This window comes from Ruegeria sp. BB7 (assembly GCF_056539365.1).
On record NZ_JBQFUV010000005.1, the window covers coordinates 155,865 to 169,466 of the forward strand.

The following is a 13,602-nucleotide window of genomic DNA, read 5'->3' on the forward strand; positions in this document are numbered from 1 at the left end:
TTACCACGGTTCGGGTTGTTGGGTATAAGCTATATACAGCGGGTGCTTCGGATGCCCTGCTTTGGTCAGGCCCAGATGAAACAGAGGTTGACCGGTGCCGCGCAGCAGTGTTTCAACCGCCGGACCGCGCTCCAAGTGTGCGCCATGGGTTCCCCATGCGGCGATGACCTGATCGGCCCATTGAACCCCGTCCAGAATGGCCGTGTCATTCTCTGGCCCCACCGGATCAGCGGCGGCGCGCATCTTGCGTGGGTCGGTGTCGCGCCAGGCAAAGATGTTGGTCACCTGAAACGCGCCGAACCCTAAGGCCCGCGCGCGACGCTCGCAACGTTCGACCGTTGGGTCGTTCTGCACTTCGGTCGCAGTGGATGGGTTCAGCATCACGAATAACGCCTTGCGCCCATCCGGATCCCAGATGCGGGTCAGGCTGTATCGATACTTCTCGCAATCGGAATAGATGGCGGTCGAGGGCGCGTCGCCCTTGGTGTGGGAACGGGTGATCATGCCACCGGCCTAGCACGCTGTTTAGGCAACGAAAACCCGGCTGGGATGCAATTCGCCGGATTTGTAGATACCCACGGCCACAGCCTTGCCATCCAGCGAAGCCCAGGCCTCATCGCCGTATTCGACGTCCGACGCCAGAACCATACCCGGATTGCCATTGCGCAGGCGAGTGGCACCTTCGGGGGTGCATTTCAATTCAGGCAGGTCGGCGAGGCCGGTTTCCAGCGGATGCAGGTATTCGTCCAGTGCGGTGGTCTTGGCCATCTCGTCGATCTGTTCGACGTTCAACCCGTCTTCGACCTCAAACGGGCCGGACCAGATGCGACGCAGCTCTTTAACGTGGCCATGACACCCCAGCGCCGCGCCCAGATCGCGCGCGATAGAGCGAACATAGCCACCCTTTCCGCAGGTCATTTCCAGCACAACGTGATCTTCGTCGGGACGGTCGACCAGAATCAACTCCTCGACCCATAGCGGGCGGGCCGACAGTTCAACGTCCTCGCCATCGCGGGCTAGCTTATAGGCGCGCTGGCCGTCGATCTTCACAGCCGAGAACTTGGGCGGCACCTGCATGATGTCCCCCAGAAACGGGGTTAGCGCCTGTTTGATGTCGTCGTCCGATGGGCGCGCGTCGCTTTCGGCAATCACTTCGCCTTCGGCGTCGTCGGTGTTAGTGGCCTGACCCAGTCGCACGGTGAAGGTGTATGCCTTGAGCGCATCGGTGATGTAGGGAACAGTTTTGGTCGCTTCTCCCAGCGCCACGGCCAGAACGCCCGTCGCTTCGGGGTCCAGCGTGCCCGCATGGCCCGCTTTCTTGGCGTCCATCGCCCAACGCACCTTGTTGACCACCGCGGTTGAGGTCATGCCCGCGGGTTTGTCCACCACCAGCCAACCGGAAATGTCGCGACCCTTGCGTTTGCGTCCCATATCTCACCTGAATTCTTGCTAAGGCGCGCGAGTTAGCGGATCGCCTCAGCGCTGTCAATTTCTGGGCGCGTCTTCGACCACACCCACGATCGGTCCTAGCGAGAACCCGATATCCGACCGGTTGCTGGCACGCTCATACATTCGCGAGATATTGCCATCAAAGAACAGCGCGTTCGGGGTCTTCAGCACGTCGCGAAACAGGCTTCCGAATTCGTGGAAGGTGACGTAATCCTCGGAAATCGCAAACACTGCGCGCGTGCCATCAGCGCTGGTGCCCACGCCATTGCGTACATAAAGCGAGGTCGAATCGGGCAAGAAACGCGGGTGCAATTCGCCATCAATGACCAGCATCGGGCCGGATTGGGTGGCAAAGCGGCACTGGGGCTGCTGATCGACGAAATCAAGCGTCTCGAACACATCAGCACGGCCATCGCGGATGCAGAACACACCATTGGGCAACAGGCCGAAATTGCCGGGGCCAGCGTTGGGGATCACGCGCATATGCTCCTGACCTTCTTCGACATAATGGCCGACCGGTGAGCGATCGTCGTGATACATGCCCGCATTCATCGCAAAGGCGAGGCGCTTTCCATCGGGTTCAAGCGCCTCATTCACTGACGAAAAGTGACCCAGCAGGTTGCCTTCCTCATCATTGAGGAACAGCCGCAACTGCTCATTGGCGGCATCCACTTCGCAGATAGTATACCGTTTGTCCTCATGAGTTATCTTTTCGCAGGTCACCGCCCCGGCCTGCGCGGCCCACAGGACCGCGCCCAGCGTGGCAAGTGCTCGGATCACTCGTCCAGATCGCGGCGCACCGCGTCCTGGCTGAACATGCGGCGGGTGTCGTCGAGACGGTCAAACGTGTCATCCAGTCGGAACCGCAGATCGGGCGAGAATTTCAGCCCGACCTTCTTGCCCACCGCGCGCCGCAGCTCTCCCTTGTTGCGGGCGAGCAGTTCGATCACGTCCTCCTGCCCCTTACCGCCCAAAGGCAGCACATAGGCAGTTGCGATCTTCAAATCGGGCGAGGTGCGCACCTCGCCCACGGTGATCGACATGCGGTTCAGGTCGGGGTCGTGGACATCTCCGCGTGCCAGAACCTCAGACAGGGTGCGGCGGATCAGTTCGCCGACGCGCAGCTGTCGTTGGGACGGGCCGGGGCCATCGTGGAATTTGTTCTTTGCCATATCCCCGATCTAAGCCCAAATCCGGCCTTTGCCAAGCGGGCGCGAACCGGGTAGGAGGCATTGAGCCGACTAATTCGAAAAGGACCAGCGCAATGACCCATATTCCGGGGATCGTCATCACAGGGGCTTCGGGCCGTATGGGGCAGATGCTGATCAAAACCGTGACGGACAGTGACCAAGCCCGTCTGGTCGGCGTGGTTGAACGTGCGGGCCATGACTGGATCGGTCAGGATGTGGGCGAAGCGATGGGCGGTCAGGCGCTGGGCGTTACCGTGACCGACGACCCGCTGGAAGCCTTTGCACAGGCGCAGGCCGTGATCGACTTTACCGCGCCCGAAGCAACGCTGGAATTTGCCGCGCTGGCGGCACAGGCGCGGTGTGTCCACGTGATTGGCACCACCGGCATGAGTGATGAACAGATCGCGGCGCTGGAGCCTGCCTCGCGCCATGCGGTGATCGTGCGGGCCGGGAATATGAGCCTCGGCGTCAACCTGCTGGTGCAACTGACCAAAAAGGTCGCCGCTGCGCTGGATGAGGATTTCGACATCGAGGTGATCGAAGGCCACCATCACCACAAGGTCGATGCGCCCTCGGGGACCGCGCTGATGCTGGGTGAGGCCGCCGCCGAGGGGCGGGGGGTCAATCTAGCGGATGTGTCCGACCGCGGCCGCGACGGCATCACCGGTGCACGCCAACGCGGCAATATCGGTTTCCACGCCATTCGCGGAGGCGACATCGTCGGCGAACATGACGTTCTGTTCGCCGCCCCCGGAGAACGCATCGTCCTGAGACATCTGGCCACCGACCGAGCCATCTTTGCCCGCGGCGCGTTGAAGGCGGCGCTTTGGGGTCAGGGCAAAGCACCGGGTCAGTACGACATGGTGGATGTGCTGGGGTTGTAAGCCGTAGACGTATCACCTCGGGGCGCTAAGCTCTGCTTATGCGGACCCTGAGATCTCGTGTGGCGTTCAGCCTGTTGCTGATAGTGTTCTATCTGACGCTGTTGCCTTTTGTGGTGCATGGGTTCGGCATGATCGGCATAGGATTGTCTGATGATGCCGCCCGGAACAGCTATTTATTCGCCGATGGCCAAAGTGTCGGAAACGCGGCTATGATGCTGCATATCCTGACCGGGACAATTCTGGTGGCGCTGGTGCCTCTGCAACTGATCCGCGCCCTGCGGCAGAGGTTCAACGGGTTTCATCGTGCGCTGGGCGGGGTGTTGATTGCGCTGGGGCTGATCACTGGGCTGGCCGGAATGACCTACATCCCTCTGCGCGGAACCATTGGCGGGCCGGTGATGTCTGCGGCGTTTTTCCTCTATGGGCTGTGCCTTTTCACCTCGGCGCTGATGCTGGCGCGTATGGCGCGGACCAGGAACCGTGAAGGGCATTGGGCCTGGGGCTTGCGGCTGTTCTGGCTGGCATTGGGGTCGTGGCTCTACCGGGTGCATTACACGGTTTGGTACCTGTTGACCGGAGGGGTTGGATCAAAGTCCGATTTCTCGGGCCCTTTCGATCTTGTGCAGAATTTTGCTTTTTTCTTACCCTACTTGCTGGCGGTGCAAATCTGGATCATGCGCAACCGTTCCGTGCATTAGGGTGCGTTGGTTACAGGTCTTTGACCTTGTCCGCGCGTAAGGGGCAGGCGAGGTAGACGCCGAACTCTTGGCCGATATCGGCGCTGACGCGGGCATGAACCCGCCCTTGGCGGTCAAGGAAACGTTGATTGTCCTCAACCGGGAAAATCCCCTCGTGCCAGATGCCGGGGTGGATATAGAGCCCGCGCGAGCCGTCACACCAAAACGCCACCACTTTCTCGGGCGTCAGATTATCACCGGGTAGGGCTGCGGGGACGATGAAGGGCTTATTGTCCAGTGGCCAGAACATCTGTCCGCCGTCCGGGTGATAGTTCATATGCCACAGCAGCACCTGATCACGCGGCGCGGTCTGCTGCTCGGTCCGGGCCTGTTGCGGGTCGGCGGACCAGCCGAGGACATAGTGCCCCTTGACCGCTTCGTTCTCGCCATAGAGAACATCGCCCTGCCAATCGCACTTGAACGTGCCTTCGACCCAGCCCGCTTCATCGCCGGTGCCCTCATCGATGGGGCGCCAGCCTTGCTGAGGCCAGCGCACGATCTCGATTTCGAAACTTTCGGGGTCATCCACCAGACAGCCATAACCTTTGACCGACTCGTCAGTGGCCCGGATCAAAGGCACTTCGTGCCAAGGCAGCGAGGGTTTCGAGCTGGCTTCAAAGATATATTCCGGCGCGTTCATGCCGCCCCCAGATGCCTGTCGACCATGCGCTGCACCATGGGGGCGAAATGGGCGAAATCCGGCGTTTCCATATCGGCGCGTTTACCGGCCTCGTCCAGATACCGCACCTGGATGATCTCTTTCAGGTTGGGGTTGGCCTCAAACTCGGCGACCTCTTCGGCGCTCATCGGGCCGCCCTGTAGTTCCAAAGTATGAACCGAGGCGGGGGACAAGCGGTTGAAATACTCCGGCTTGGTGGCGCAGAGATAGCGCTTGGCCGCGACGTGATAGCGACAGCAATCGGTGATCACCGAAGGGAAGAACTGCTCCAGCACCTCGGCGCCGGCATCCTCGTGGTGGCGGTCTTCGGTATCGTCGGGGTGGTAGGTGCCAAATTCCGAGGTAAAATGGCCAATGTCATGCAGCAACGCGCCGACGATGATCTCTTCTGGCTGGCCGTTCTGCTCGGCGATAGTCGCGCCTTGCAGCATGTGTTCGGCCATGGTGACCGGCTCGCCCAGATATTCCTCACCGCCGCGGCGCTCGAAGATATCGCCGATGAAAGCCACGATATTGTCCCGGTTCAGGGTAGAAAAATCGGGTTTCATTCCGCCGCCTCCGGTTGGGCCATTTCCATCGCGGCCAAAGTCGACAGCAAACCATCCTTGTCGGCATAGCAACCCTGCAGCCAGCGCGAACCGGCACCGGAATAACCCAGGCGCGCGTGTAGAACGCGGGTGTTGTCGACGATGAAACTTTCGCCCGGTTCCAGTTTGAACGACACACCCATGGCTGGGTCATCGATGATTTCGCCCAGTTGCCGATAGGCGGCATAATATGCCTCCATCTTGTCGAAGGGCACATCCACAAACGGGGCCGAGGACCGGTTGTTGAAGCGGATGCCGACCAGCTCTCCATCCGGCGACAGTTCGATCATCGGGCGGCGCGAGCGCAGGCAAACCCCGTCGGAGCCTTTGTATTCGAACCGCGCCGGGTAGCCCGCCAGCAGGGCAAAGCTCTCGGGGTTCTGTGCGCGCAGCTTTTCCGCCGCGCGGAATCCGTCGACGACGATGGAATCGCCGCCTTCGGCGCTGTTTTCCAGACAGTAAAGGATCTGCAGCGTCGGTACCGGGTCGCGATAGGGGTTGTCGGTATGGGCCTGCAAACCCAACCCGGTATAGGCGAGGTTGGTCGGGTTCACCTCGGTCCGGACCTCGAAATAGGGGCCATAGTTGGTCTCGCGCACATAGCCGAACAGATCGGCCACTTTCAGCAGCGATTCCGGCTCGGTCGGGCAGCAGGTCAGCTTGGCAAAGCCGAACTCGGCGACAGCAGCCAGCCAGTCACGCTTGGCGGCGGGAGAGGCGTGAACCTCATTCCAGTCACCGCTGGGCGCGTCAATGCCGCGTTCCCAAGTGGTGATGCCGGGGGCGGTGCGGCCAAACTCGACCGGCGCATCGCGATCATAGACGTGATCGGCCAGCCAAGTGGCGGGGAAGGTTACGCACTTGTCTTCGGGCTGAAAGGTGACCTGCAGGTCGCCATTCACCACCTCGGCCGCGCTGACTGCGATATTAGTGGGAATGTCGCCGATAGTGATCAGGCGCTGGCCGTTGCCGGGCGCGCGGGTGTCGGAATCCAGCGCGTTGTCACGCAGCCAGATGGCGTGAAAGCGGGCCTGGGTGCCGGTATCGAATTCTACGGTCACAACCGAAGATTCATGAGTGACGTTGCGCAGCATGGGGGGTCTCCTGTTCGGCGCGTCTTTGGTTGAGCAGATACGTCTTTCATGGCATTACGACAATTAATGCTTCTTTCGGCTGAGGGTTGGATAATCTTATGGCTAAGAAAAAGATCGGATTGCCGCCCTTGGACTGGCTGCGTGTGTTCGAAGCCGCCGGGCGGCTTGGCGGGTTCTCGGCCGCGGCGCGGGAATTCGGGCTGACGCAGGCGGCGGTCAGCCAGCGGATCGGCAACCTTGAGGCATGGCTGGGCCGGACACTGTTTGTGCGAGAGGCGCGGGGGGTGTCACTGACGGTCGAGGGCGAAAGTTATCTGCCGCTGGTTCAGGACAGCCTGCAGGCGCTTGAGCGCAACACCGAGGATCTGTTCGGCAAATCGCCCCGAGAACTGCGTGTCGCGGGGTTGTCGTCGAACATTCATGCACTGGTACTGCCCGGCCTCGCTCGGTTTCAGGAGTTGCGGCCCAAGGTACAGGTAATGACGGATTCCGTCGCGCGGCGATCGTCACTGGACGAAGAGCGGACATGGCTGCAAATCCGCTATGGTCGCGGGGCCTGGCCTGGCCGCGACGCTGCCCTTATCGCGCGCGAGGTTCTGGTACCCATGGCCGCGCCGGGAGTGGAATGGGGCGCGCCACTGATTGATCTGCGTGGAGAACGGCCCGCATGGCGGGACTGGGCGCGCAAGACGGATCAGGGCGAATTACCCGGGTCGTCGAAACTCAGCTTCGATTCGATGGAACACGCGATCTCGGCAGCGCGGAAGGGGATGGGGGTGGTGCTGGGATCGGTGCCTCTGGCCAATGCGGACTTACAATCCGGGCAGTTGCGTCGGTTGGATCTGCCCGCGTTGCAGACCAAGGATGGTTATTGGCTGACATGGCCCGAGGACAGGGCCAAATCGAAAAAGCAGCGTGCCCTGATTGCTGACTTTCTGCAGGCATTGCAGGGCTAAGCGATCAGAAATCGATCGCGATACCCTTCTTCTCCCAATCGCCATAGCGGGCTGGATCAGGTCCGTCGCGGCCACCCAATTCCTTTGGTAGATCCTTGGCTTCTGCCTTGGCTTTTTTGCGGCGTTCTTCAGCCTCGGCCAAGGCGCGCAGGGCGGCAGGGGGCAGGTCTTTGCGGTCGTCACTCATGACTTCGGGTTCCTTTCCGTGCAGGGGCTTGATATACGCCCGCGTCCGCTGTTGGCAATGCGGGCGAGGATTTATTCAAAGGCGATTCCATGTCCGACAACGCAACGGCGGCCCGACGCAGCGCGATTTATCTGCTGGATCAGATACTGGGTGAAGGACGGCTTTTGTCCGAATGTCTGGCCGCAGGCGCATTGGATCGTCTTGGACCAGAGGACCGGGCGCGGGCGCAACGTCTGACGTTGGAAACCCTGCGCGGGCTAGAGCGCGCCGACCGTCTGCTGGCAAATCATCTGAATAGAACACCTGCGCTGACCGTTCATAATGCGCTGCGTCTGGGCGCGGTTGAGTTGTGCCACGGTGAGGCAGCACATGGCGTGGTTAACTCCATGGTCGAGATCGTGGGCCGCTCGCGCAAGCATAGCCGCCTCAAGGGGTTAGTGAACGCGGTGCTGCGCAAGGTGGCGGCAGAAGGGCCAGAGGCATGGCCAAAGATGCGCATTCCGCGCCTGCCTGAATGGTTGCGTGACCCGCTGATCATGGCCTGGGGCAAAGAGGCTGTTGCAGGAATGGAGCAGGCTCATTTCACAGGCGCCCCGCTTGATCTTACGCTGAAACCGGGCGCAACGGGTCCGGGTGAGGCGTTGCCAACCGGATCGACGCGGGTGCGGGATGCTGGGCAGGTGTCGGCCTTGCCCGGCTATGACAAGGGCGACTGGTGGGTGCAGGATGCGGCAGCGGCTTTGCCGGTGCAGGTGCTGGCGCCGCAAACCGGTGAAACCGTGCTGGACCTCTGCGCCGCGCCGGGAGGGAAGACTCTGCAACTGGCCGCCGCCGGGGCCAAGGTCACCGCTCTGGATATCTCCGACTCTCGGCTGGAGCGGGTGCGCGAGAACCTCAAGCGCACCGGTCTGAAGGCAAATGTCATAGCGGGCGACGCGCTCGAGCATCAGGGTATGTATGACGCGGTCCTGTTGGACGCGCCTTGTTCCGCCACCGGCACCATCCGCCGCCACCCCGATCTGCCGTTTGCCAAGGACGGTTCGGAATTCGGCGGGCTGATCGAGTTACAGGCGCAGATGCTGGCCCATGCATGGAACCTTCTGAAACCCGGCGGGCGGTTAGTATATTGCACGTGCTCGTTGCTGCCAGATGAGGGTGAGGTGCAGATCGAAGAGGCGCTGGACCAGTTTCCGGATATGAGTATCAACCGCGATGCGTTGCTTGTGACTGGGGTCGAAGAAAGCTGGATCACCGAAGAGGGCGGCTTGCGCTTGCGACCCGATTATTGGGCGGATCTTGGTGGTATGGACGGGTTCTATGTTGCCTGTCTGAACAAATCCGCGTGACAACACGCTTTTCGGTGACTTGACGATCAACGCGGTCTATCGTTGGGTCTCAGGCGCCAGCAGAGCGCGAGAGGCAGAGTAACGAGCGTCATGTCGAACCCAGATACCATGACCAACCGGTGGACGCGGTTTCAGAACCGCCTTTATGCGCGGCTCAGCCAGCGGCGCAAGGCAGTTACCGGATTTGTCTCCGAGCCTGAGCCACGCACGGTTGGATCGTTCGCGCGCGGGCGGCAGTTGGTGGCGGGTAACCTTTTGTTCGCTGGATATCTGGTCGAGGCGCAGGACACCGAACTGTGGGATGTAGCGGCGCCCAGCGTTGGCTTTGATAATGAACGCCACGGCTTTGCCTGGTTGGACGACCTTGCCGCGGTCGGAGACATGCGGGCGCGGGAAAAGGCCCAACGTTGGGTCTGGGGTTGGATAGATGCGCATGGTCGCGGGCAGGGGCCTGGTTGGGCTCCGGATCTGACCGGTCGGCGCGTCATGCGCTGGATCAATCATGCCGTCTTTCTGCTGCGCGGCGCGGATGAAAATCAACGGCAGGCATTCTTTCGTGCATTGGCGCAGCAGGCATGGTTCCTGTCCAAGCGCTGGCATGCGGCCACGCCGGGACTGCCTCGGTTCGAAGCTCTGGCCGGTCTGGTTCAGGCCGGATTAGCGCTGGAGGGGCTAGAGCAGATGGCTGATCCGGCGCTGCGTGCACTGGCTAAGGAATGCGAAAGGCAGATCGACGCGCAAGGTGGGATTCCGACCCGCAACCCGGAAGAATTGCTTGAGGTTTTTACTTTGCTGTCATGGACCTCATCTGCGTTGGGCGACTTGGGGCGAGGGACGCCCGGAGCGCAGGCAGATGCCATTAAGCGTATGGCGCCGACCTTGCGCAGCCTGCGCCATTCTGACGGTGCGCTTGCGCGGTTCCATGGTGGCGGGCGCGGCGTTGAAGGCCGTCTGGATCAGGCGCTTGTTCAAAGCGGAGTTCGGCCACATCACGCCAAGGGCCTGGCGATGGGTTATGCCCGGCTTTATGCCGCGCGCACCAGCGTGATCGTGGATGCCAGCGCACCGCCAAAGGGCGCGGCGTCTTATAATGCCCATGCCTCGACCCTTGCGTTCGAATTGACCTCGGGGCGGCGGCCACTGATCGTGAATTGCGGTTCGGGTGAAAGTTTCGGCATGGAATGGCGGCGGGCCGGACGGGCGACTCCGTCCCATTCGACGCTATGCCTGGACGGCTATTCCAGCGGTCGTTTGGCGACCGTAGCTGCCGGTACCGATCTTGAAGCGCTGGTTGATGCACCGCAGGACGTTCCTGTCGATGAGGAGGATGCGCACGAAGGCACCCGCTTTATGGTCGGGCATGACGGGTATACCAAAACCTTTGGCCTGACCCATGCCCGTACCTTTGAGCTGCGGTTTGATGGGCGCGAGCTAATTGGCGAAGATATTTTGCTGACCGTAACCGACAAGGCTAAGCGGCGGTTCGACAAAGCGATGGATGCCTCGGGGTTGAAGGGCATTGGCTTCGATATACGATTTCACCTGCATCCCGACGTCGATGCAGCCATTGATTTGGGGGGCGCGGCGGTGTCGATGGCGCTCAAAAGCGGAGAGATCTGGGTTTTCCGTCATGATGGCGTGGGAAAATTAACAGTTGAACCAAGCGTTTATCTTGAAAAAGGCCGTTTAAAGCCACGCGCGACAAAACAGATCGTTCTATCCGGGCGCGCAATGGAGTATGCGACGCGCATCCGGTGGACGCTAAGCAAGGCACAGGACACTGCCTATGCCGTGCGTGATCTGCACCGGGACGAGCCCGAGTTTGACTGACGCCAAAAGGACCTTTGGACCCATGACCGATCTTCACCCCGTGCGCCGCGCGTTGCTTTCCGTTTCCGACAAGACCGGGCTGATCGAGCTGGGCAAGGCGCTGTCCGAGCGCGGCGTTGAACTGCTGTCGACCGGCGGTACGGCCAAGGCACTGCGTGATGCAGGGCTTGAGGTGAAGGATGTCAGCGATGTAACCGGTTTTCCGGAGATGATGGATGGCCGGGTCAAGACTCTGCACCCGATGGTGCATGGCGGCCTTTTGGCTCTGCGCGACAACGACACCCATGTCGCCGCGATGGAGGAACATGGCATCGGCGCAATCGATCTGCTGGTGGTAAACCTCTATCCCTTCGAGGCGACCGTGGCCAAAGGCGCAGGCTATGACGAGTGCATCGAGAACATCGATATCGGTGGTCCGGCGATGATCCGTGCGGCTTCGAAAAACCATTCCTTTGTAAACGTGGTGGTGGATGTCGAGGATTACTCGTCGCTGTTGGATCAACTGGAAGAGAATTACGGTAAAACGTCCTATGGTTTCCGTCAGTGGCTGGCGCAGAAGGCTTATGCCCGCACCGCCGCCTATGACACCGCCGTGTCGAACTGGATGGCCGATGCGCTGCAGCTTGAGGCCCCCAAGCGTCGCGCCTTTGCGGGTGAGCTGAAGCAGACCCTGCGTTACGGTGAAAACAGCCACCAGCAGGCTGCGTTTTACACTGATGGCACCAACCGTCCCGGTGTTGCGACCGCTGTTCAGCATCAGGGCAAGGAACTGAGCTATAACAACATCAACGACACCGACGCGGCGTTCGAGCTGGTGGCCGAATTCGATCCGGCCAACACCGCAGCTTGCGCCATCATCAAGCACGCCAACCCCTGCGGTGTAGCCACGGGCGCAACGCTGATCGAGGCCTACAAGGCCGCGTTTGATTGCGATCGCACCTCGGCCTTTGGCGGCATCGTGGCGCTGAACCAACCGCTTGATGCCGAAACCGCGCAAGAAATCACCGGCATCTTTACCGAGGTTGTGATTGCCCCCGGCGCCTCGGATGAGGCCAAGGCCATCTTTGCCGCCAAGAAGAACCTCCGCCTGCTGACGACCGAGGCTCTGCCGGATGTGACCGCAGGCGGAAAAACCGTGCGTCAGGTCGCCGGTGGCCTGCTGGTGCAGGACAAGGATAACGGTTTTGTCGGTATGGATGACCTGAAAGTCGTCACCAAGAAAGCCCCGACCGAGGAGCAAATGCGCGACCTGCTGTTTGCCTGGAAAGTGGCCAAGCACGTCAAATCCAATGCGATTGTCTACGTCAAGGATGGCGCGACCGTTGGGGTGGGTGCCGGTCAGATGAGTCGCGTCGATTCGGCCCTGATCGCCGCCAAGAAAGCCGAGCGCATGGCCGATGTGCTTGGCTTGCCGCAGCCGCTGACCATCGGCTCGGCGGTGGCCTCGGACGCGTTCTTCCCTTTCCCTGACGGTCTGATGGAAGCAGCCGAGGCGGGCGCGACCTGTGTTATCCAGCCCGGCGGCTCGATGCGCGACGACGAGGTGATCGCGGCGGCGGATGAAGCGGGTCTTGCCATGGTCTTCACCGGCATGCGCCACTTCCGCCACTGATGCGCAAGCGCCTTCTGCTCTGGGCCGCGCTGGCCGCGTTTCTGATCGACCAGATCAGCAAATATCTGGTCGTTCACGTGATGCGCGTGGCCGAGGGGAATATCGACGTGTTGCCGCCCCTGCTGGTGTTCAAGTATGGCGAGAATCGCGGCATTAATTTCGGCCTGTTTCAGGGCAATTCAGAAGCAGCGCGCTGGGTGTTGATCGGCATTTCGCTGGCGATCTCGATCGGAGTTCTGGTCTGGCTGATGCGCTCCATGCCATCGAAACTGATGCTGTTCTGCGGCGGGTTGCTGATTGGTGGTGCGCTGGCCAATGTGGTGGACAGGGTTCTCTATGGCTATGTTCTGGACTTCCTCAACATGTCCTGCTGCGGCATCAACAACCCGTTTGTGTTCAATCTGGCAGATGTGTTCATCTTTGCAGGCGCTTTCGGACTTGTGTTCTTTGATGGCAAAAAGCCCTCGTGACCTGCCCGGGGAAATGGGATAAAAGCGCCTGAAACTGGCTGGAGACTCTGATGCGGTTGCCGCGTTCCATACTTGCTGTGACATTGGCCTTTGCGGTTGCAGGGTGTTCGGATATCGGTCTGCGCCATCTGGAAGCCCCCGGTGATGGTCCGGATGAGTTCTCGGTCATGCCGGTGAAACCGTTGACCCAGCCCAAGGATTACAAATTCCTGCCCGCGCCCACACCGGGCGGTGCCAACCTGACCGATCCGAACCCCAAGGCTGACGCAGTTGTTGCGCTGGGCGGAAATGAGGCAGCTTTGAACCCCAATACCGCTGTCCCATCTGGTGATGCAGCATTGGTGACGGCCTCCAGCCGCTATGGTGTGCCCAGCAATACACGTCAGGTCGTTGATACCGAGGATGCCGAATTCCGTAGAAAGCAGGGCCGTTGGACAAGGTTGCGCCTGTTCAAGGTCGACCGGTATGAGCAGGTCTATCAGCGCCAGGCGCTGGACGCTGACGCTCAGAACCAGGCGGCGCGGCGCGTGGGGCTGGAAACGCCATCTGCGCCTCCGGGAAATGAATAAATCTTAACTTTC

The 13,602-nt window shown here is 60.9% G+C and carries 16 protein-coding genes; 8 read left to right on the plus strand and 8 right to left on the minus strand.

Annotation, left to right across the window (positions count from 1 at the left end; genetic code table 11):
- From ACR0D7_RS11230 to rbfA, 4 genes are read right to left on the minus strand one after another with little or no spacing between them, the layout of a single operon-like run.
- Positions 1-504, minus strand: coding sequence for a DUF1643 domain-containing protein (locus ACR0D7_RS11230; RefSeq protein WP_480679090.1), 504 nt, complete (start codon positions 502-504; stop codon positions 1-3).
- A 21-nt stretch (positions 505-525) separates the two neighbouring features.
- Positions 526-1,431, minus strand: coding sequence for a tRNA pseudouridine(55) synthase TruB (gene truB / locus ACR0D7_RS11235; protein ID WP_480679091.1), 906 nt, complete (start codon positions 1,429-1,431; stop codon positions 526-528).
- A gap of 54 nt (positions 1,432-1,485) precedes the next feature.
- On the minus strand, positions 1,486-2,229 hold the full coding sequence (locus ACR0D7_RS11240) for a phosphodiester glycosidase family protein (protein WP_480679092.1): 744 nt from the start codon (positions 2,227-2,229) through the stop codon (positions 1,486-1,488).
- Complete coding sequence (rbfA, locus tag ACR0D7_RS11245) at positions 2,226-2,621, minus strand: 30S ribosome-binding factor RbfA (protein ID WP_170571573.1); 396 nt, start codon at positions 2,619-2,621, stop codon at positions 2,226-2,228. The genes ACR0D7_RS11240 and rbfA overlap by 4 nt, the downstream gene beginning before the upstream one ends.
- Before the next feature lie 92 nt (positions 2,622-2,713).
- Here rbfA and dapB point away from each other — a divergent pair, with 92 nt between their 5' ends.
- Positions 2,714-3,523: a 4-hydroxy-tetrahydrodipicolinate reductase gene (gene dapB, locus ACR0D7_RS11250; RefSeq protein ID WP_170571576.1), complete on the plus strand. Its 810-nt coding sequence runs from the start codon at positions 2,714-2,716 to the stop codon at positions 3,521-3,523.
- 38 nt (positions 3,524-3,561) lie between these two features.
- Positions 3,562-4,221: a DUF2306 domain-containing protein gene (locus tag ACR0D7_RS11255; protein WP_480679093.1), complete on the plus strand. Its 660-nt coding sequence runs from the start codon at positions 3,562-3,564 to the stop codon at positions 4,219-4,221.
- A 10-nt stretch (positions 4,222-4,231) separates the two neighbouring features.
- Here ACR0D7_RS11255 and ACR0D7_RS11260 read toward each other — a convergent pair whose 3' ends face one another.
- The 3 genes from ACR0D7_RS11260 to tmpA are packed head-to-tail and all read right to left on the minus strand — an operon-like array spanning position 4,232 to position 6,620.
- On the minus strand, positions 4,232-4,900 hold the full coding sequence (locus ACR0D7_RS11260) for an ureidoglycolate lyase (protein WP_480679094.1): 669 nt from the start codon (positions 4,898-4,900) through the stop codon (positions 4,232-4,234).
- Complete coding sequence (gene tmpB, locus ACR0D7_RS11265) at positions 4,897-5,487, minus strand: (R)-1-hydroxy-2-trimethylaminoethylphosphonate oxygenase (RefSeq protein ID WP_170382043.1); 591 nt, start codon at positions 5,485-5,487, stop codon at positions 4,897-4,899. Before tmpB ends, ACR0D7_RS11260 begins: the two co-directional genes overlap by 4 nt.
- Positions 5,484-6,620 carry a 2-trimethylaminoethylphosphonate dioxygenase gene (gene tmpA / locus ACR0D7_RS11270; RefSeq protein ID WP_480679095.1) on the minus strand — a complete coding sequence of 379 codons (1,137 nt, stop codon included), beginning with the start codon at positions 6,618-6,620 and terminating at the stop codon, positions 5,484-5,486. Before tmpA ends, tmpB begins: the two co-directional genes overlap by 4 nt.
- A 98-nt stretch (positions 6,621-6,718) precedes the next feature.
- Here tmpA and ACR0D7_RS11275 point away from each other — a divergent pair, with 98 nt between their 5' ends.
- Positions 6,719-7,576, plus strand: coding sequence for a LysR family transcriptional regulator (locus ACR0D7_RS11275; RefSeq protein ID WP_480679096.1), 858 nt, complete (start codon positions 6,719-6,721; stop codon positions 7,574-7,576).
- 4 nt (positions 7,577-7,580) lie between these two features.
- On the opposite strand, the gene ACR0D7_RS11280 is transcribed toward ACR0D7_RS11275, so the two are convergent.
- Complete coding sequence (locus tag ACR0D7_RS11280; protein ID WP_480679097.1) at positions 7,581-7,763, minus strand: DUF1674 domain-containing protein; 183 nt, start codon at positions 7,761-7,763, stop codon at positions 7,581-7,583.
- A gap of 89 nt (positions 7,764-7,852) precedes the next feature.
- On the opposite strand from ACR0D7_RS11280, the gene ACR0D7_RS11285 reads away from it, so the two are divergent.
- The 5 genes from ACR0D7_RS11285 to ACR0D7_RS11305 all read left to right on the plus strand — a co-directional run bounded on the left by ACR0D7_RS11285 (position 7,853) and on the right by ACR0D7_RS11305 (position 13,590).
- Complete coding sequence (locus ACR0D7_RS11285) at positions 7,853-9,109, plus strand: RsmB/NOP family class I SAM-dependent RNA methyltransferase (RefSeq protein ID WP_480679098.1); 1,257 nt, start codon at positions 7,853-7,855, stop codon at positions 9,107-9,109.
- Positions 9,110-9,199: 90 nt separating this feature from the next.
- Positions 9,200-10,939, plus strand: coding sequence for a heparinase II/III family protein (locus ACR0D7_RS11290; RefSeq protein ID WP_480679099.1), 1,740 nt, complete (start codon positions 9,200-9,202; stop codon positions 10,937-10,939).
- A 22-nt stretch (positions 10,940-10,961) separates the two neighbouring features.
- Positions 10,962-12,551 carry a bifunctional phosphoribosylaminoimidazolecarboxamide formyltransferase/IMP cyclohydrolase gene (gene purH, locus ACR0D7_RS11295; RefSeq protein ID WP_480679100.1) on the plus strand — a complete coding sequence of 530 codons (1,590 nt, stop codon included), beginning with the start codon at positions 10,962-10,964 and terminating at the stop codon, positions 12,549-12,551.
- A complete protein-coding gene (lspA, locus tag ACR0D7_RS11300; protein ID WP_480679101.1) occupies positions 12,551-13,021 on the plus strand; it encodes a signal peptidase II in 471 nt (156 codons plus the stop codon). The genes purH and lspA overlap by 1 nt, the downstream gene beginning before the upstream one ends.
- A gap of 50 nt (positions 13,022-13,071) precedes the next feature.
- A complete protein-coding gene (locus ACR0D7_RS11305) occupies positions 13,072-13,590 on the plus strand; it encodes a DUF3035 domain-containing protein (protein WP_170571594.1) in 519 nt (172 codons plus the stop codon).
- Positions 13,591-13,602 lie beyond the last annotated feature (12 nt).

Excerpts from the sequence above, each read along its gene's own strand:
- ACR0D7_RS11230 (WP_480679090.1), bottom strand. The coding sequence starts at position 504 with ATGATCACCCGTTCCCACACCAAGGGCGACGCGCCCTCGACCGCCATC.
- truB (WP_480679091.1), bottom strand. The coding sequence starts at position 1,431 with ATGGGACGCAAACGCAAGGGTCGCGACATTTCCGGTTGGCTGGTGGTG.
- rbfA (WP_170571573.1), bottom strand. The coding sequence starts at position 2,621 with ATGGCAAAGAACAAATTCCACGATGGCCCCGGCCCGTCCCAACGACAG.
- dapB (WP_170571576.1), top strand. The coding sequence starts at position 2,714 with ATGACCCATATTCCGGGGATCGTCATCACAGGGGCTTCGGGCCGTATG.
- ACR0D7_RS11255 (WP_480679093.1), top strand. The coding sequence starts at position 3,562 with ATGCGGACCCTGAGATCTCGTGTGGCGTTCAGCCTGTTGCTGATAGTG.
- ACR0D7_RS11260 (WP_480679094.1), bottom strand. The coding sequence starts at position 4,900 with ATGAACGCGCCGGAATATATCTTTGAAGCCAGCTCGAAACCCTCGCTG.
- tmpB (WP_170382043.1), bottom strand. The coding sequence starts at position 5,487 with ATGAAACCCGATTTTTCTACCCTGAACCGGGACAATATCGTGGCTTTC.
- tmpA (WP_480679095.1), bottom strand. The coding sequence starts at position 6,620 with ATGCTGCGCAACGTCACTCATGAATCTTCGGTTGTGACCGTAGAATTC.
- ACR0D7_RS11275 (WP_480679096.1), top strand. The coding sequence starts at position 6,719 with ATGGCTAAGAAAAAGATCGGATTGCCGCCCTTGGACTGGCTGCGTGTG.
- ACR0D7_RS11280 (WP_480679097.1), bottom strand. The coding sequence starts at position 7,763 with ATGAGTGACGACCGCAAAGACCTGCCCCCTGCCGCCCTGCGCGCCTTG.
- ACR0D7_RS11285 (WP_480679098.1), top strand. The coding sequence starts at position 7,853 with ATGTCCGACAACGCAACGGCGGCCCGACGCAGCGCGATTTATCTGCTG.
- ACR0D7_RS11290 (WP_480679099.1), top strand. The coding sequence starts at position 9,200 with ATGTCGAACCCAGATACCATGACCAACCGGTGGACGCGGTTTCAGAAC.
- purH (WP_480679100.1), top strand. The coding sequence starts at position 10,962 with ATGACCGATCTTCACCCCGTGCGCCGCGCGTTGCTTTCCGTTTCCGAC.
- lspA (WP_480679101.1), top strand. The coding sequence starts at position 12,551 with ATGCGCAAGCGCCTTCTGCTCTGGGCCGCGCTGGCCGCGTTTCTGATC.
- ACR0D7_RS11305 (WP_170571594.1), top strand. The coding sequence starts at position 13,072 with ATGCGGTTGCCGCGTTCCATACTTGCTGTGACATTGGCCTTTGCGGTT.